This window comes from Chryseobacterium caseinilyticum, assembly GCF_014837145.1.
GTDB lineage: Bacteria > Bacteroidota > Bacteroidia > Flavobacteriales > Weeksellaceae > Chryseobacterium > Chryseobacterium caseinilyticum.
Genome location: NZ_JACYFS010000001.1, coordinates 1,410,862 through 1,425,862 on the forward strand (window position 1 = coordinate 1,410,862; position 15,001 = coordinate 1,425,862).

A 15,001-nucleotide genomic window follows, 5' to 3' on the forward strand; every position below is an offset into this window, starting at 1 on the left:
ACACAGATTCATTTTGGAAAGATTATTGTAATGCTATATTTATGAAAACGCAGAATTACCAGAATCACCGAAAATTTTATGCTCCCCATCATTTTATTTATCTCCCTTTAGTAATTTTTTTACAGGGCTTTGGGGTTTATAAAATTTTCAATGATTCTGTAAATCAACTTATGTGGATTCTATTTTCGGCTGTTATTTTCTTGATTTTATTTTTGGCAGTTATGGTCCGTCAGCATTATGCTTTGGGACTTCAAAACCGCATTGTAAGATTGGAATTTAAACAGAGGTATTTCGAATTATTCAGTTTAAGGTCTGATAAAGTAGAAGAAAAATTAAACTTCAGTCAGATTGCAGCATTACGGTTTGCGTACGACGATGAATTTAAAATTCTTCTTGAAAAAGCTTTAAAGGAAAATCTTTCTGGCGACGAAATCAAAAAATCAATAACAAACTGGAGAGCAGATGAACACAGGATTTGAAATTTGAGGTTTGAAATTTGAGATTTCAAAAACGCAAAAAATTTTACATCCTGCATCAAACATCCGTCACCCAACAATACTATAAATATCAAAAATAAATTATTATGAAAAAGCTAAGTTTCTTATTTATGTCTCTATTTGGTTTAATGCTTCTTACAAGCTGCGAAGCCATTGAAACAATTTTTAAAGCAGGAATGTGGTGGGGAATCATCGTTGCTGTCGGAATTATAGGTGTAATCTTATGGTTATTCTCTAGGGGTAAAAACTCATAATCTGTTGATATGGAAAATTCAGATCTTGAAATTATTTCACATCTAAAACCTTCCAGGATCATAAAAATCATGAAAGATCCGGTGGCTTCTGCAAAGGCTGTAAATTTGATTTACACTTCCGATGCAGAAGCTTCCGGTATTATTCGCCGTAAAAGAGGAAAGAAATTTCAGTATTTCAAGGGTGATGAGAGAGTGAAAGATAAAGAAGAAATCAAACGCATCAACAGTCTGGTCATTCCACCGGCCTGGGAAAATGTGTGGATTTGTGCTTTAGACAACGGTCATCTTCAGGCGACAGGTTTTGATATTAAAAACCGAAAACAATACCGCTACCATCCACTTTGGAGTGCTTTAAGAAACCACACGAAATTTTACAGAATGCTTCAGTTCGGTTACGCCTTACCCGAAATCCGTCTGCAGCTTGAGAAAGATTTGGCTTTGAAAACCTTTGAGAAGCGGAAAATCATGGCCTTGATTGTCAGTTTAATGCAACGTACCAACATCCGTATTGGCAACAATATTTATGAGAAACTGTATGGCTCATTTGGTTTGACAACCTTGAAAGAAAAGCACGTAAAGGTAGATGGTCAGAAGATTAATTTTTCATTTAAAGGAAAAAAAGGAGTGATGCACAACGTCAATCTGAAAAGCAAAAGACTGGCAAAACTAATCATGAAATGCAAGGAAATTCCCGGGAAAGAACTTTTCCAATATCTTGATGATGAAGGAAACAGACATTCAATCGATTCCGGAATGGTAAATGATTACATCAAAGAATTAAGCGGAGAGGATTTTACTGCAAAAGATTTCAGAACCTGGTCTGGAACTGTAAATGCTTTGATCGCTTTTAAAGAAATCGGTTACGCTGAAAATAATACCCAGTACAAAAAGAAAGTAAAAGCTGCTCTGGATATTGTTGCCGAACATCTCGGAAATACCAGTACTGTCTGTAGAAAATATTACGTTCACCCTTTAGTCATCAACCTTTACGAAAACAATACCATCAAAAAATACCTTGATGAACTTGAAGTTATAGAAGAAAATGATGGAAAAGCAGGACTTACACACGAGGAAAAATTAGTTTTAAAAATTCTGGAAACAGAGAAAATGTGAGAAAGTGAATTGTGAATGGTCAATTCGCTTCGCATGTCAATTTTCCAATTCATTGGATCATTTATTGGAACAGATTGAATCATTAAAATTTTTGAGCTGATAAGATTATTTACGTTTCAGATAAACCTAAATTTAGCGGTCTGCATAATATATCTGCGGATATTATCTTAAACCACCTTAACTATTTCATAATCGTAACGGTGAAAATTCACTATTCACTTGCAAAGCAAAATTCACAATTGACCGTTTCACTTGCAAAGCAAAATTCACCATTGACATCCGTTCATCATAAATTTTAAAAGTTGTAAATTTGTAAAACAGCAAAATAAAACAATACAACTTATATGTCAAAAGCAATTTCGCAAGTACCATTTGCAGTAAATGAGCCGGTAACTTCTTACGAACCGGGATCAGCAGAAGTAAAATCTCTTCTTGCAACTTACAAAAAAATGTGGGCAGAAAAGACAGAAATCCCAATGGTTATCAACGGTAAAGAAGTAAAAACAGGCGATACTGTTCAGCTTCAGTCACCTCAGGATCATGCACACGATTTCGGTTTTTATCATAAAGGAACGATGCAACATGTAGACGATGCCATCAACTCTGCTTTAGCAGCAAAAAAACAGTGGAACGAGCTTGGATGGGAACACCGTGCAGCAATTTTCTTAAAGGCAGCTGATCTTTTGGCGGGACCTTACAGAGACGTTATCAACGCAGCAACAATGATCGGACAGTCTAAAAATGTTCATCAGACTGAAATTGATGCCGCTTGTGAATTCATTGATTTCTTAAGATTCAACGTAGAATTTATGACTGAAATGTATTCTGAGCAACCGGTTTCTGACGCAGGAATCTGGAACAGAGTAGAATACAGACCATTGGAAGGATTCTGTTTTGCAGTAACTCCATTCAACTTTACTGCAATCTCCGGGAACTTGCCAACCTGTATGGCTATGCTTGGAAACGTAGTGGTTTGGAAGCCTTCAGACAAACAGATCTATTCTGCAAAAGTGATCATGGATGTTTTAATCGAAGCAGGGCTTCCTGCCGGAGTGATCAACATGATTTTTACAGACGGAAAAGAAACTGCTGAAAAAGTAATGGCTCACAGAGATTTTGCCGGACTTCACTTTACAGGTTCTACAAAAGTTTTCCAGGGAATGTGGAAAATGATTGGAGATAATATTCATAACTACAGAACGTACCCGAGAATCGTTGGAGAAACTGGCGGAAAAGATTTCGTTATCGCTCACCCTTCTGCAAATGTAGAAGCAGTTGCTACAGGTTTAGTAAGAGGTTCTTTCGAATATCAGGGACAGAAATGTTCTGCAGCTTCAAGAGCTTACATTCCAAAATCGCTCTGGGCTGATGTGAAAAAAGCGATGGAAACTCAGATTTCATCTATTAAAGTGGGTTCTCCTGAAGATCCTTCGAACTTCGTGAATGCAGTAATTGATAAAAATTCTTTCGAAAAATGCAAAGGTTACATCGACAGAGCAAACGCTTCAGATGTTGCCAATGTTGTGATCGGCGGTAAAACTGATGATTCTAAAGGCTGGTTTGTACACCCAACGGTTATCGAAACTACAGATTCTCAGTACGAAAGTATGGTTGAAGAAATTTTTGGTCCTATCCTGTCTGTTTTCGTTTATGAAGACGCTGACTGGGCAGAAACTTTAAAAGTGGTGGATTCTTCTTCTCCTTATTCATTGACTGGTTCAGTTTTCGCTCAGGACAGATATGCTGTAAGTCAAGCTTTCAAAGCACTGGAAAATGCATCAGGAAACTTCTATATTAATGATAAACCGACAGGCGCAGTTGTTGGTCAGCAACCTTTCGGTGGAGGAAGAGCTTCAGGAACAAACGACAAAGCAGGTTCTAAAATGAACTTACTGAGATGGACTTCTGTAAGATCGATTAAAGAAACTTTTGTTTCTCCAAAAGATTATAAATATCCATATTTGGGATAAATAATAAGTAATGCGCAATGAGAAATTTTTGTCTCATAAAAACAGCCTCGGAATTTCGGTTTCGGGGCTTTTTTGTTTCAAAATTTCAGCTGAATTAAATTTTATTGCTTGTAATTTTAACAAATTAACATTCAGGAGTTTAATTTTATCATTCTTTTAATGAACAAAAACTTTTTTCGGAATAATTCTTGAATAGTTGAAAATACACCAAAACAAAATATTATGAAAAAGTTAGTTTTAGCCGCGCTATTCGGCATTACGATTACAGCTTGCGGAACGAAGGAGTCTTCGGCAAGTACCAACAGTACAGATTCTACAGCAGCTGATAATGCTGCAAGAATGTCACCATCAACAATGGACACTGTTGTTCCGGCAGTACCAAATGACAGTGCCGTAATGAAAGCAGACTCAGCAACAACAGGACGTTAAAATTTTATTTACATAGAAATCTTCAGAATCTTCTGAGGATTTTTTTTTTTAAAACTATCTTTATTTATTTTCTGGCATAAACAAAACTGAATTCTTCCCAAAGGTTGTTTACTGAAGTTTTACTTTTTACTTTTTACTTTTTACTTTTTACTTTTTACTTTTTACTTTTTACTTTTTACTTTTTACTTTTTACTTTAATTAAAATGATTATATTTGATTAATTAACCTCACAATTATTCAATATGAAAAATACGATCGTCAGTGCATTACTGGTATTATTCTGTGCTGTAAGCTGCGCCGATAAAAAAGAAAACCGCGAAGAATTTAAAGAAGAACACAACAAAGATTCTATGCGGAATAAAATGGGTGACAGTGCAGTTGCCAATTCAGAAACTGTAAACGCAGCAGATTCTTCCACTTCCAAAACCGATTCTACCGAGAAGCCTACAAACTACAAAACGATGCCACCCAATCAACAGGGAGGAGGAAACAGGTAGTTCTGATTTAAATCAAAAATAAATTAATTCTCTTTCAGAAGATATCCTTAATTTTAAATCATGATTTCAGAAAAAACAGGTTTGGTACTTTCCGGCGGAGGCACCAAAGGAATTGCCCATGCAGGAGTTTTGAAATTTTTGAATGAAAAAAATATTCAGATTGATGTATTATCCTGCTGCAGCGCGGGATCAATTGTCGGCTGCCTGTACGCAATAGGAAAAACACCGGAAGAAATTTTAGAATTCTTTAATTCTGTATATTTTTTCAACTGGAAACACTTTACTTTCAATCAGCCCGGGCTGGTATCTTCTGTAATTTTCAGGAATTATTTAAAACCTATTTTTGGAGATTTAAAATTAAATGATCTGGACAAAGATGTGAGAATCGTGGCAACTGAGCTGGTTTCGGGGACTGAGAAAATTTTTGATCCCGAATTTGAAATTGTAGACGCCATCATCGCTTCCTGCTCCATTCCGGGAATTACTACACCCTATATCATCAAAGAAGAAATGTTCTGCGACGGTGGAGTTCTGAATAATTTCCCTGCAGATATCATCAGAGAAGACTGCGGGAGACTGATTGGCGTATTTGTTTCGCCTCCTCACAACATCAACATTAATGATCTTAAATCAATAAAAGCAATTGTTTCACGCTCGTATGACCTTTTATCTTACCGTGTCGAAAAAATAAAATTCGATTACTGCGACTGGCTCATCACGTCACAGCAATTTTCCAGTTACGGAACTTTTGAACGAAAGAAAAACAGATTGGAAGAATTGTTTGATATCGGCTATCAGGCGGCAAAAGAAAGTTATGAGGAAAATTTCTCTGTTAGAAAATATTCAGTAAAATAATCAGTTTCAGTAAATATTCATTGAAAAAACATAAGTTACAAATAAAAATTACATGTTAAATTTTGTATGTTGAAGTTTTTTCATAAATTTAAACAATGGATTGGCAATTTATTTGTTGACCAAAATCAAAACCAAAAATCTCAAAATAATAAAAATATGGCAATGTTTAATTATGGCGTTGGAGGAAACGAAGTGAAAGTTGATGCCAACGAAGCTATCGCCCAGATTCAGGAAAACAAATCTCTGATCGTGAGCCAGCTTACCACAGACGAATCTTACACTCCGGAAATCGTTACCGGCCTGAAAACTGTAGAAGATGTTTTCAGACATTTTCAGCCTTCTGTAGAAGTGCAGCACGAGGATGCAGACGGAAACGCGATTGATGAAGAATTCAGGTTCAGAAATCTCGCAGATTTTACACCAAAAAATCTCGTTAACAATTCCGACTATTTACAGAAACTGAGCATGGAGCAGGATCAGTACAACAAAATTGTGCGTCAGCTGAAAACCAACAAAATTCTCAGAAACATGCTCGAAAACGAACAGTCGAGAGCAGCTTTTGTGGAAGTTCTGAAAAATGTAGCTCAGGAACTCGAAAAATAATAAAAACACCCCCAAAATATCATGGAAAATAAACTTCAGGCATCTGAAAACACGCAGCAACAGCAGCAGCAGTTTCAGGACAAAAGACCGTCTGCAAATCCTCTGGAAGAGCTTAACAGAATCGGTGGCTTCGGCTTCGTAGAATCTGTTGTAGACGGCATCGCCAATATGAACCCTACCAGAAAAGCTAGAAAAGAAATATTCTTAAATGATTCCAATAAATCTGATGAAAGAAAAGAACTTCTTCAGAAGATCAATCTTTGGGTAGAACTTCTTGAAGGAGGCGACAACGCTGAAAAACTGGCTGATACCTGCAAAAATAAAGCTTTAAGTGCAGAGAATAATTTAAAATCAAATCTGAAAAATACTTTAGACTCTGTTCGTCAGCTGGAGACTTCTTACCGTACAGTAGCTCAGTTTTACAAAAACACAGAGCTTGATAAAGTAGATAATGTAAGTATCGTGAATGCAAGTCTTGATCAGGTTTCAGATTTGGATAATCCTGTTTTCATCGAGGCCATTTCGGAAGAATTCAAACAGTATTATGACCGTCTTGATCTGAGAGACAACTACTCTATTCTGGCAATTCCTGGTTATTTAGGTTCAAATAAAGTCATTGAAAAATGGGCTAAAATCTGTAATGAAAATAAAGTAATGATGGTGACCGATTTTGCCAATCTGGATAAACCGGATGATGTGGTAGATCTTTTCCATTCAGCGAATCTTACAGGTGGCGAACTTCACAGAAGTAATGTGATTATGACCTGTAACTGGCTTGTGGGAAGAGGAAGAGCAGAAGAAGTAGGCGAAGAGGAAAACGTAGAACTTCCTCCATCGACTTCTCTAGCTGGAAAAATCCATAAAACTCTGATGTCTCAGGTGGCTGCCGGTAAAAAACACGGTAACATCAACGAAGTAGACGCAGTAAAATTTGATTTAAAGAAAAGTGAAATTTCTCAGCTCGAAAAAATGGGACTTGTTCCTATGGTCAACGAGTACGGAAAAATCATGGCGTTCTCAGCAAAAACATTGTTTACCGGAGACAATATCGGACTTCAGACCTATTCTGTAGTTCGTGTATTCGATTATGTAACAAAAGTTTTGCTTGATTTCCTAAACAGAAGAGCTTTCGAAAACTGGAATGCGAAAAACGAAGATGATTTAAGAAGACAGATCGTAAGCTTCCTTGATGGAATTAAAGGTGCCGACAAACTGATTGAAAAATTCAAAATCGTAAGATTTGAGCAGGATAAAGTGAATAAGGACAGAGTTTGGTTAGACATCAGACTGACTCCATACTTCCCTACAAAAAGTTTTGTAATCAAACTTGATGGTCACAAAGGTGATGACGGTAACGAGTGGGATGCAGAATATATTCAGGATTAATTTATTCAGACAAAATTATAAAAGCAGACTGTCATTTTTTGGCGGTCTGTTTTGGTTTAAATTTTAAAACATCTTTCATATTTAAGTATCTTTGCCTCTTACAATTGAGATTCTTTATTTGAAACCAAAAAAAAATTCCACAGACTTTCTTCATATCGGACACAAAATCCAGACCTGGTATAGCAAAAATGCTAGGGACTTGCCTTTCCGGAACACAAAAGATCCTTACAAAATCTGGATTTGTGAAATTGTTTTTCAGCAGACCAGAATTGCCCAGGGTTTGGGACATTACAACAGATTTATTGAGCGATTTCCTGATGTAAAAACACTGGCTGAAGCCAATGAAAACGAAGTTATTCTTCACTGGAAAGGTCTGGGATATTATTCGAGAGCAATCAATATTCATAAAGCTTCAAAACAGATTATGACTGAGTTTTCAGGAATATTCCCCTCAGATTACGATGATATTTTGACGCTGAAAGGTGTCGGAAAATATACTGCAGCAGCCGTTTCGAGCATCTGTTTCGGTGAAAGAAGAGCAGCGGTTGACGGAAATTTCTACAGAGTTTTAAGCAGGATATTTGCTGATGATTTTGATGTGTCTCAAACAAATGCATTTTCCTATTTTTCTGAATTGGCATTTTTGATTATGCCCGAAAACGCAGGCGATTTCAATCAGGCGATGATGGATTTGGGCTCAGAAATATGCAGACCAAAAAATCCCGACTGCGGAAACTGCCCTGTGAATGACGACTGTCTGGCCTTCGCACTTGGTAAAGTTTCTGAATTTCCTGTGAAGACCAAAAAAGTGAAAGTTGAAAATCATTCGCTGAAATATTATTTTGTTCACAGAAACAATCAGTTTATCATTCAGCAGCGTGGCGATGATGATATCTGGAAAAAACTGTATGAATTTTTGCCCGAGATTTCTTCAGAACTCGTTCCCTTTATCAAAAATGCAAAAACTGTGAATCACAAACTGACGCACAGAAATTTAAGTATAGAAATATTTGATGTGGAAATCAATTCTGACTTGGTTTGGAATGAGATCATTTCAAACAAAAACCTGATTGTTTCAGACTTTGAAGATTCTCAAAAGCGATCATTTCCCAAACCGCTGGAAAATTATATTCAAAACACATTGAAAGACTGAAATTTGTCTCGTAAAATCTAAAATCTAATTTGTATTTTTGCAAAATGATTAAAAAAGTCAGTTTTGTTTTTGCGTCTGCGCTTCTAATTTCCTGTGGAAAAGAGGCCACACCAAAACCTTTCGGTGAATTAAGACTGGAATATCCGGCACCGAAATATCAGAAGATGGATAAAAACTGTAATTACAGCTTTGAATATTCAGACTTCGCCAACCTCAGTGATGCGAAAAGACCCTGCTGGTACTATCTTAATTACCCTAAAATGAAAGCGAAAGTTTTCATTTCATACTATCCGATTAATAATAATTTTGCAGATCAGGTAGCTGAAGCCGAAAAAATGGTGTACAGACATACTGTAAAAGCAAGTTCTATCGACACAAAATCATTCGAATATCCTGAAAGAAAAGTTTACGGAAACTTTTATGAATTGAAAGGACAGACAGCTGCCAACATTCAGTTTTATGCGACAGACAGTACAAAACATTTTGTTACTGCTTACCTTTATTTCAATTCAAGGCCGAAACCGGATTCGCTGGCTCCTGCTGTGGATTATGTAAAGAAGGATCTGATGCATCTTCTGGATACTTTTGAGTGGAAAAATTAGAATTAAAATTAAATAATAAACATGTAAATATGAAGTCGCTGTTGATTAATTTAAAGACAGTAACTAAATCTTAATTGGCGATTACATATAACAAAGAAAATAAACATAAAAATATGAAACTTTTAGTTGTAGGAAGTGTAGCATTTGATGCGATTGAGACACCATTTGGTAAAACAGATAAAATTTTGGGCGGTGCGGCTACATATATAGCAATTACTTCGTCTATTCTAGGCGTAAAATCAGGAATTGTTTCCGTTGTGGGAGGCGATTTTCCTCAGGAATATCTTGATATGTTCAGCAAAAGAGATGTAAATCTTGAAGGACTGGAAATCGTAAAAGAAGGAAAAACCTTTTTTTGGTCCGGTAAATACCACAACGATCTGAATACAAGAGATACATTGGCTACTGAGGTAAATGTTTTGGAAAACTTTGATCCAAAAATTCCAGATTCTATGCAGGATGCAGAAGTTTTATTATTAGGAAACTTACATCCGGGCGTTCAGCTTTCAGTTTTGGAAAAAATGAACAACCGTCCTAAACTGACCATTCTTGACACGATGAATTTCTGGATGGATACAGCAATGGATACTTTGAAATTAATGATTGCCAAAACTGATGTAATCAGCATCAATGATGAAGAGGCAAGACAACTTTCAGGAGAATATTCTTTAGTAAAAGCTGCTAAAAAGATCCACGAAATGGGACCTGCATACGTAATCATCAAAAAAGGAGAACACGGAGCAATTTTATTTGGAGAGGGAAAAATCTTCGCAATTCCGGCACTTCCACTGGAGGAAGTTTTCGATCCGACGGGAGCTGGAGACACTTTCGCAGGAGGTTTTGCTGCTTACATTGCTAAGAAAGGAACATTTGACTTTGAAACAATGAAGTCTGCTTTGATCGTAGGCTCTGCAATGGCATCTTTCACAGTAGAAAAATTCGGAACAGAAAGAATTGAAGAAGTGCAGGAAACTGATGTTTACTTAAGAATAAAACAGTTCAAAGAGTTGACTACTTTTGAAGTAGACCTTGATTAATCATTGGTTTTAAGAAATATTTATAATAAAAAATTTAGTCTGATTCATTAAGAATTCTAAATTTGCAACTCGTTTAATATAAAAAAATGATAGATAAATTAAAAATCGCTTTTCTTTTTGGTATTTTCATGATGTTTTTCTCTGTAAATACATCTGCACAGCTGAAGAAAGGACAATTGGTAGATGGGATTGCTGCAGTAATTGGCGATGAAATCGTTTTGGAATCTGATGTAGAGGAACAACTGAACTATGCAAAACAGCAGGGTGCAGGTGAAACCAACAAATGTGAGTTTCTGGAAAATCTTCTTAATAATAAGCTTCTTGTAGTTCAGGCAAAAAAAGATACCTTGATTGAAAACCGTTCTGCGGCTATCAAAGAACAGGCAAATGCGAAATACAATCAGTTGATTTCTCAGTTTCCGGACGAAAAAACAATGCTTGCAGCTTACAAATTCCGTAATCAGTACGAAATGAAAAATGCCATCGAAAAAATTGATACCGATCAATATTACGGACAGGCAAAATACCAGAGAATTACTGAAAAAGCCGATGTTACTCCAAATGAGGTAACCGATTTTTACAATCAGTTTAAAACTCAGCTTCCACAGATTAAGGACGAGGTTTCGCTTTCTCAGATTTTTATGTATCCAAAACTTACAGAGAAGCATAAAGACGAGCTTATTGCAAGACTTAAAAAAATCAAAGCAGACATCCAAGGAGGTGAATCTTTTGACAGCCAGGCAAGAATCTACTCGGAAGATAAAGGTTCCGCAGCTACAGGAGGTTTAATGAAAAATGTTTTTAAAGGTCAAATGGTAAAACCTTTCGAGGCAGCAGCACTGAATCTTCAGGAAGGTGAAATTTCTGAGCCTGTAGAGTCTGAATTTGGTTACCACATTATTCAGTTGGTGAAAAAATCAGGGAAGGCTTATGATGCACGTCACATTCTTTTGATGGCAACACCTACAGAAGAGGAGATTGCTACTGCAAAAACCAAATTAGACAGCATCAGAAGTTTGATTCAATCTGAAAAAATTACTTTTAAAGAAGCTTCTTTTAAGTTTTCTGATGACAAAAGAACAAAATTCAATGCTGGTGTAATTCCGGGAGCAGATGGTTCAAATAAAATTGAGAGAGAAAGTATCCCAGGATCAATTACTTATGAATTGGCAGGTTTGAAAAAAGGAGATATCACGACAGCATTTGATGACAAAGACGAAAGAGACAGAATTGTTGTAAAAATAGTAAAGATTGAAGACGATATCGCTGCTCACCAAATTACTTTGGAAACAGACTACGACAGAATCAAACAATTGGCACTGAACAGACGTAGAAATGAAATGGTAGAAAAATACGTCAATGAAAAAATTCCCACCACATTTGTATCCATCGACGGAAGATATAAATGCGATTTCAAAAGCAACTGGAAGAAAGCTTCCATTTCAAAATAAACTTTAAAACCTTCAGAAATGAAGGTTTTTTTTGTGCAGTGAAAATTAGTTTTATTATTTTAGGGGACTACTATTTTTGTAATTATTATTTCATTTAAAAATAAAATATGCAGGGAAATCAAAACAGAATTTCAGAACTTTTCAATATTAAATATCCCATTATTCAGGCAGGAATGATTTGGCATTCAGGGTGGCGCTTAGCCTCGGCAGTATCCAATTGTGGTGGACTTGGATTAATCGGATCAGCAAGTATGTATCCGGATATTTTGCGGGAGAATATTCAAAAATGCAAGAAAGCTACCGATAAGCCTTTTGGAGTAAATGTAGCACTGCTTTACCCGAATTTAGATGAAATTATTCAGATTATTTTAGAAGAAAATGTAGAAATTGTTTTTACCTCCGCCGGAAATCCCAAACTTTATACAGAAATACTCCAGAAAGAAAATATAAAAGTGGCTCACGTTGTTTCGTCTACCAAATTTGCGGTAAAATGTGAAGATGCAGGAGTTGATGCCATCGTAGCGGAAGGCTTTGAAGCAGGCGGTCACAACGGACGGGACGAGACTACTACTCTATGTCTTATTCCTAATGTTAAAAAACATGTTTCAAAACCTTTAATCGCAGCTGGAGGAATTGCCTTGGGTTCACAGATGATGGCAGCGATGATTTTAGGTGCTGATGGTGTACAGATTGGTTCGAGATTCGCTGCAACAACTGAAGCAAGTGCCCACGATAACTGGAAAAATAAAATAACTGAACTGAATGAAGGCGATACGCATTTGACTTTAAAAGAATTGGCTCCGGTACGTTTGGTTAAAAATAAATTCTTTAATGAACTTGAGGAAATCTATAATCTTGGACGAAATAAAGAAGCTCTAAATGCGACTTTAGGCAGAGCAAGAGCAAAACTCGGAATGTTTGAAGGCGATATGGAAGATGGCGAACTGGAAATTGGTCAGGTTTCTGCATTAATCGACGAAATTCTTCCGGTAGAAACGGTTTTTAATAATTTGCTTAAGGAATTTAATGACTGTAAAATACCTTCTGTCTAAGTATTTTGTGGTATTATTATTATTTAAAAAAAATTTCGATATTAGCAGATTATAATTTAAGCCCTTTTCCCCCAACTAAATGGACTCTAAGCAACAAATACAAAAATTATCCGACGAAGGTAAAAAAATTTATCTCTCGCATATTTCTGCAGATCCTGTGATTTTCGGATTTGAAAGCAACGAGCTGAAAGTACTGCTCGTAAAAATGAATTATCGCGAAAAATGGATGCTTCCGGGTGGATATGTGAAGAAAGATGAGGACCTGGACGACGCTGTACAGAGGATTATAAAAGACAGAACAGGCCTTACAGATGTTTACCTGCATGAATTTGGAGTTTTTGGAAAAAAAGCCCGTAGTGAAGAATATTTTGTAGAATTTGATGAGTCTCATTTCAGCAAACAACGGTTTATTTCTATCGGATATCTCGCATTGTACAACCCTTCTCAGCAGGATCTTATAAAAGATGAGCTTAGCCAGTCCTGCGAATGGACGAACATTAACAAACTCGACGAACTGGATTTCGCCATGGATCACAGGGAAATTATTGAAAAAGCGCTTTTAGCTTTAAGAGAGAAAATTGCGATAAGACCCATTGGTTATAATTTACTTCCTGAGAAATTTACGCTTTCAGAAATTCAGAAATTGTATGAAACTATTTTGGGTAAAGAACTGAACAGGGGAAATTTTTACCGTAAAATAAAAAATCTGGGAATATTAAAAAAGTTGGATGAACAAAGACGTGGTGGTGCTCACAAATCTCCTGATCTTTATACATTTGATGCAGAAAATTATCAAAAGGCTTTAGAAAACGGACTTACTAACTGGTAATTTTCTACAAAATAAAAATCGGGCTTGCTTTTGGCGAGCCCGATTTTCGTTTTATCATCTTCCAAACTTAAAATATTCCGAAAGCGGATGTTTTTTATTTTTCATGAATGCTGAAGCCATTTCCATTCCGGTTACTGAAAAGGTAATTCCATTTCCTCCGAAGCCGCAGACGAAATAGGAGTTTTTAAAATTCTGATGTTCTCCGATGTATGGCAATCCATCCTTTGTTTCGCCGAATGTTCCAGCCCAGACAAAATCGGTATAGAAATGTTCGTCAGGCTTTATTCTTTTTAAATTTCTTAAGATTTCCTTTTCTTTTTTGCCCAGTAAAGCATCCCGTTTTTCAGCATTGTGAAACTCTTCATCACCACCGCCAATCAGAAGTCTGCCATCGTCTGTACTTCTCATATAAAGATATGGTTCATCAGTATTCCAAATCAAAGTGTGTTCTATATTTTTAAATTTTTCCGAATTAATCTCTGAAACAATAGCAAAAGTGCATTTTAAATCTACAAAATCTTCCTTGATCAATTCTTTAGCTTCATAACCAATGCAGTAGATAATTTTTTTTGCTTTAATGGTAAAACCACTTGTTGTGAGAGCCAGATTATGATCCTTTAGATATTTTACCGATTTTAATTCTGTTTTATCGAAAATTTCCAGCCCTTTTTTCTCATTAAATCTCAATAATTCATGTGAGAATTTGAATGCATCAATACTTCCTCCGGATTTAGACAAAATACCCCCGTATGAATTTACAATTTCAAACTGTCTCTCAATTTCTTTGGCTGAAAGCCATTCTACATCAAAACCTGCCAGTCTTCTTGCCTCATATTCCCTTTCCAACCCATCCACATCTTTTTTTCTCGCAGCAAAATAAAGAGATTGCTTTTTTCTGAAACCTGATCTTGATTTTATTTCTTTTACAAGGTCGGCAATATCAGTAATTGATTTTTCGCATGCTTTGTAAGCCTGTATTGCTGGTTTTTCGCCAATCATTTCCGAAAGTTCATACAGAGGAACGTCGATTTCATATTGTAGCATTGAAGTTGTTGCAGAGGTGCTTCCGTTACAAATTTCTCTTTTATCAATTAAAATTGTTTTGTGACCGTCTTTGATCATTTGATGAGCAATGAGATTGCCGGTAATTCCTCCACCAATTATCAGTACATCACATTCTTTATCATCTTTCAGTGATGGATAGGATGAAATAAGCCCGTTTTTAACCAACCAGAAAGGCTCATTAGATTTAAGATCCATAGTTAATTTTTTT

Annotated in this window: 16 protein-coding genes; 15 read left to right on the forward strand and 1 reads right to left on the reverse strand. The window is 36.1% G+C overall.

Annotated features, from left to right (window positions below; all coding sequences use genetic code 11):
* The first annotated feature begins 41 nt into the window (after positions 1-41).
* The 15 genes from IC610_RS06810 (at position 42) to IC610_RS06880 (ending at position 13,728) form a co-directional block, all read left to right on the forward strand.
* Positions 42-479 carry a DUF6526 family protein gene (locus IC610_RS06810; RefSeq protein ID WP_191735793.1) on the forward strand — a complete coding sequence of 146 codons (438 nt, stop codon included), beginning with the start codon at positions 42-44 and terminating at the stop codon, positions 477-479.
* Between the two features lie 104 nt (positions 480-583).
* Positions 584-751, forward strand: coding sequence for a hypothetical protein (locus IC610_RS06815; protein WP_056081497.1), 168 nt, complete (start codon positions 584-586; stop codon positions 749-751).
* Positions 752-760: 9 nt separating this feature from the next.
* On the forward strand, positions 761-1,864 hold the full coding sequence (locus IC610_RS06820; protein ID WP_191735794.1) for a DNA topoisomerase IB: 1,104 nt from the start codon (positions 761-763) through the stop codon (positions 1,862-1,864).
* A 344-nt stretch (positions 1,865-2,208) separates the two neighbouring features.
* Positions 2,209-3,834, forward strand: coding sequence for an L-glutamate gamma-semialdehyde dehydrogenase (pruA, locus tag IC610_RS06825; protein WP_191735795.1), 1,626 nt, complete (start codon positions 2,209-2,211; stop codon positions 3,832-3,834).
* 222 nt (positions 3,835-4,056) lie between these two features.
* The gene (locus IC610_RS06830; protein WP_191735796.1) at positions 4,057-4,263 is read left to right on the forward strand and encodes an entericidin; all 207 of its coding nucleotides are present in this window, start codon (positions 4,057-4,059) and stop codon (positions 4,261-4,263) included.
* A 242-nt stretch (positions 4,264-4,505) separates the two neighbouring features.
* Entirely contained in the window at positions 4,506-4,760 is a 255-nt protein-coding gene (locus IC610_RS06835; protein WP_056081506.1) for a hypothetical protein, read from the forward strand.
* A gap of 60 nt (positions 4,761-4,820) precedes the next feature.
* On the forward strand, positions 4,821-5,615 hold the full coding sequence (locus IC610_RS06840) for a patatin-like phospholipase family protein (RefSeq protein WP_191735797.1): 795 nt from the start codon (positions 4,821-4,823) through the stop codon (positions 5,613-5,615).
* 66 nt (positions 5,616-5,681) lie between these two features.
* Positions 5,682-6,218, forward strand: a complete 537-nt coding sequence (locus IC610_RS06845; protein ID WP_082482428.1) for a type VI secretion system contractile sheath small subunit — start codon at positions 5,682-5,684, stop codon at positions 6,216-6,218.
* Between the two features lie 21 nt (positions 6,219-6,239).
* A complete protein-coding gene (locus IC610_RS06850) occupies positions 6,240-7,604 on the forward strand; it encodes a DUF5458 family protein (RefSeq protein ID WP_191735798.1) in 1,365 nt (454 codons plus the stop codon).
* Positions 7,605-7,722: 118 nt separating this feature from the next.
* Positions 7,723-8,757 (forward strand): A/G-specific adenine glycosylase, encoded by a 1,035-nt coding sequence (gene mutY, locus IC610_RS06855; protein ID WP_191735799.1) that lies wholly within the window; start codon positions 7,723-7,725, stop codon positions 8,755-8,757.
* Positions 8,758-8,801: 44 nt separating this feature from the next.
* Complete coding sequence (gene gldD, locus IC610_RS06860; RefSeq protein WP_191735800.1) at positions 8,802-9,359, forward strand: gliding motility lipoprotein GldD; 558 nt, start codon at positions 8,802-8,804, stop codon at positions 9,357-9,359.
* 113 nt (positions 9,360-9,472) lie between these two features.
* Positions 9,473-10,396 (forward strand): PfkB family carbohydrate kinase, encoded by a 924-nt coding sequence (locus IC610_RS06865; protein WP_191735801.1) that lies wholly within the window; start codon positions 9,473-9,475, stop codon positions 10,394-10,396.
* Positions 10,397-10,482: 86 nt separating this feature from the next.
* On the forward strand, positions 10,483-11,847 hold the full coding sequence (locus tag IC610_RS06870) for a peptidylprolyl isomerase (protein ID WP_191735802.1): 1,365 nt from the start codon (positions 10,483-10,485) through the stop codon (positions 11,845-11,847).
* Positions 11,848-11,954: 107 nt separating this feature from the next.
* Positions 11,955-12,899 carry an NAD(P)H-dependent flavin oxidoreductase gene (locus tag IC610_RS06875; protein ID WP_191735803.1) on the forward strand — a complete coding sequence of 315 codons (945 nt, stop codon included), beginning with the start codon at positions 11,955-11,957 and terminating at the stop codon, positions 12,897-12,899.
* A 79-nt stretch (positions 12,900-12,978) separates the two neighbouring features.
* Positions 12,979-13,728 (forward strand): NUDIX hydrolase, encoded by a 750-nt coding sequence (locus IC610_RS06880; protein ID WP_191735804.1) that lies wholly within the window; start codon positions 12,979-12,981, stop codon positions 13,726-13,728.
* A gap of 54 nt (positions 13,729-13,782) precedes the next feature.
* Here IC610_RS06880 and IC610_RS06885 read toward each other — a convergent pair whose 3' ends face one another.
* Entirely contained in the window at positions 13,783-14,988 is a 1,206-nt protein-coding gene (locus IC610_RS06885; protein ID WP_191735805.1) for an NAD(P)/FAD-dependent oxidoreductase, read from the reverse strand.
* Positions 14,989-15,001: the final 13 nt, after the last annotated feature.

Coding starts and splice junctions, on each gene's coding strand:
- IC610_RS06810 (WP_191735793.1), top strand. CDS start 42: ATGAAAACGCAGAATTACCAGAATCACCGAAAATTTTATGCTCCCCAT.
- IC610_RS06815 (WP_056081497.1), top strand. CDS start 584: ATGAAAAAGCTAAGTTTCTTATTTATGTCTCTATTTGGTTTAATGCTT.
- IC610_RS06820 (WP_191735794.1), top strand. CDS start 761: ATGGAAAATTCAGATCTTGAAATTATTTCACATCTAAAACCTTCCAGG.
- pruA (WP_191735795.1), top strand. CDS start 2,209: ATGTCAAAAGCAATTTCGCAAGTACCATTTGCAGTAAATGAGCCGGTA.
- IC610_RS06830 (WP_191735796.1), top strand. CDS start 4,057: ATGAAAAAGTTAGTTTTAGCCGCGCTATTCGGCATTACGATTACAGCT.
- IC610_RS06835 (WP_056081506.1), top strand. CDS start 4,506: ATGAAAAATACGATCGTCAGTGCATTACTGGTATTATTCTGTGCTGTA.
- IC610_RS06840 (WP_191735797.1), top strand. CDS start 4,821: ATGATTTCAGAAAAAACAGGTTTGGTACTTTCCGGCGGAGGCACCAAA.
- IC610_RS06845 (WP_082482428.1), top strand. CDS start 5,682: ATGTTGAAGTTTTTTCATAAATTTAAACAATGGATTGGCAATTTATTT.
- IC610_RS06850 (WP_191735798.1), top strand. CDS start 6,240: ATGGAAAATAAACTTCAGGCATCTGAAAACACGCAGCAACAGCAGCAG.
- gldD (WP_191735800.1), top strand. CDS start 8,802: ATGATTAAAAAAGTCAGTTTTGTTTTTGCGTCTGCGCTTCTAATTTCC.
- IC610_RS06865 (WP_191735801.1), top strand. CDS start 9,473: ATGAAACTTTTAGTTGTAGGAAGTGTAGCATTTGATGCGATTGAGACA.
- IC610_RS06870 (WP_191735802.1), top strand. CDS start 10,483: ATGATAGATAAATTAAAAATCGCTTTTCTTTTTGGTATTTTCATGATG.
- IC610_RS06875 (WP_191735803.1), top strand. CDS start 11,955: ATGCAGGGAAATCAAAACAGAATTTCAGAACTTTTCAATATTAAATAT.
- IC610_RS06880 (WP_191735804.1), top strand. CDS start 12,979: ATGGACTCTAAGCAACAAATACAAAAATTATCCGACGAAGGTAAAAAA.
- IC610_RS06885 (WP_191735805.1), bottom strand. CDS start 14,988: ATGGATCTTAAATCTAATGAGCCTTTCTGGTTGGTTAAAAACGGGCTT.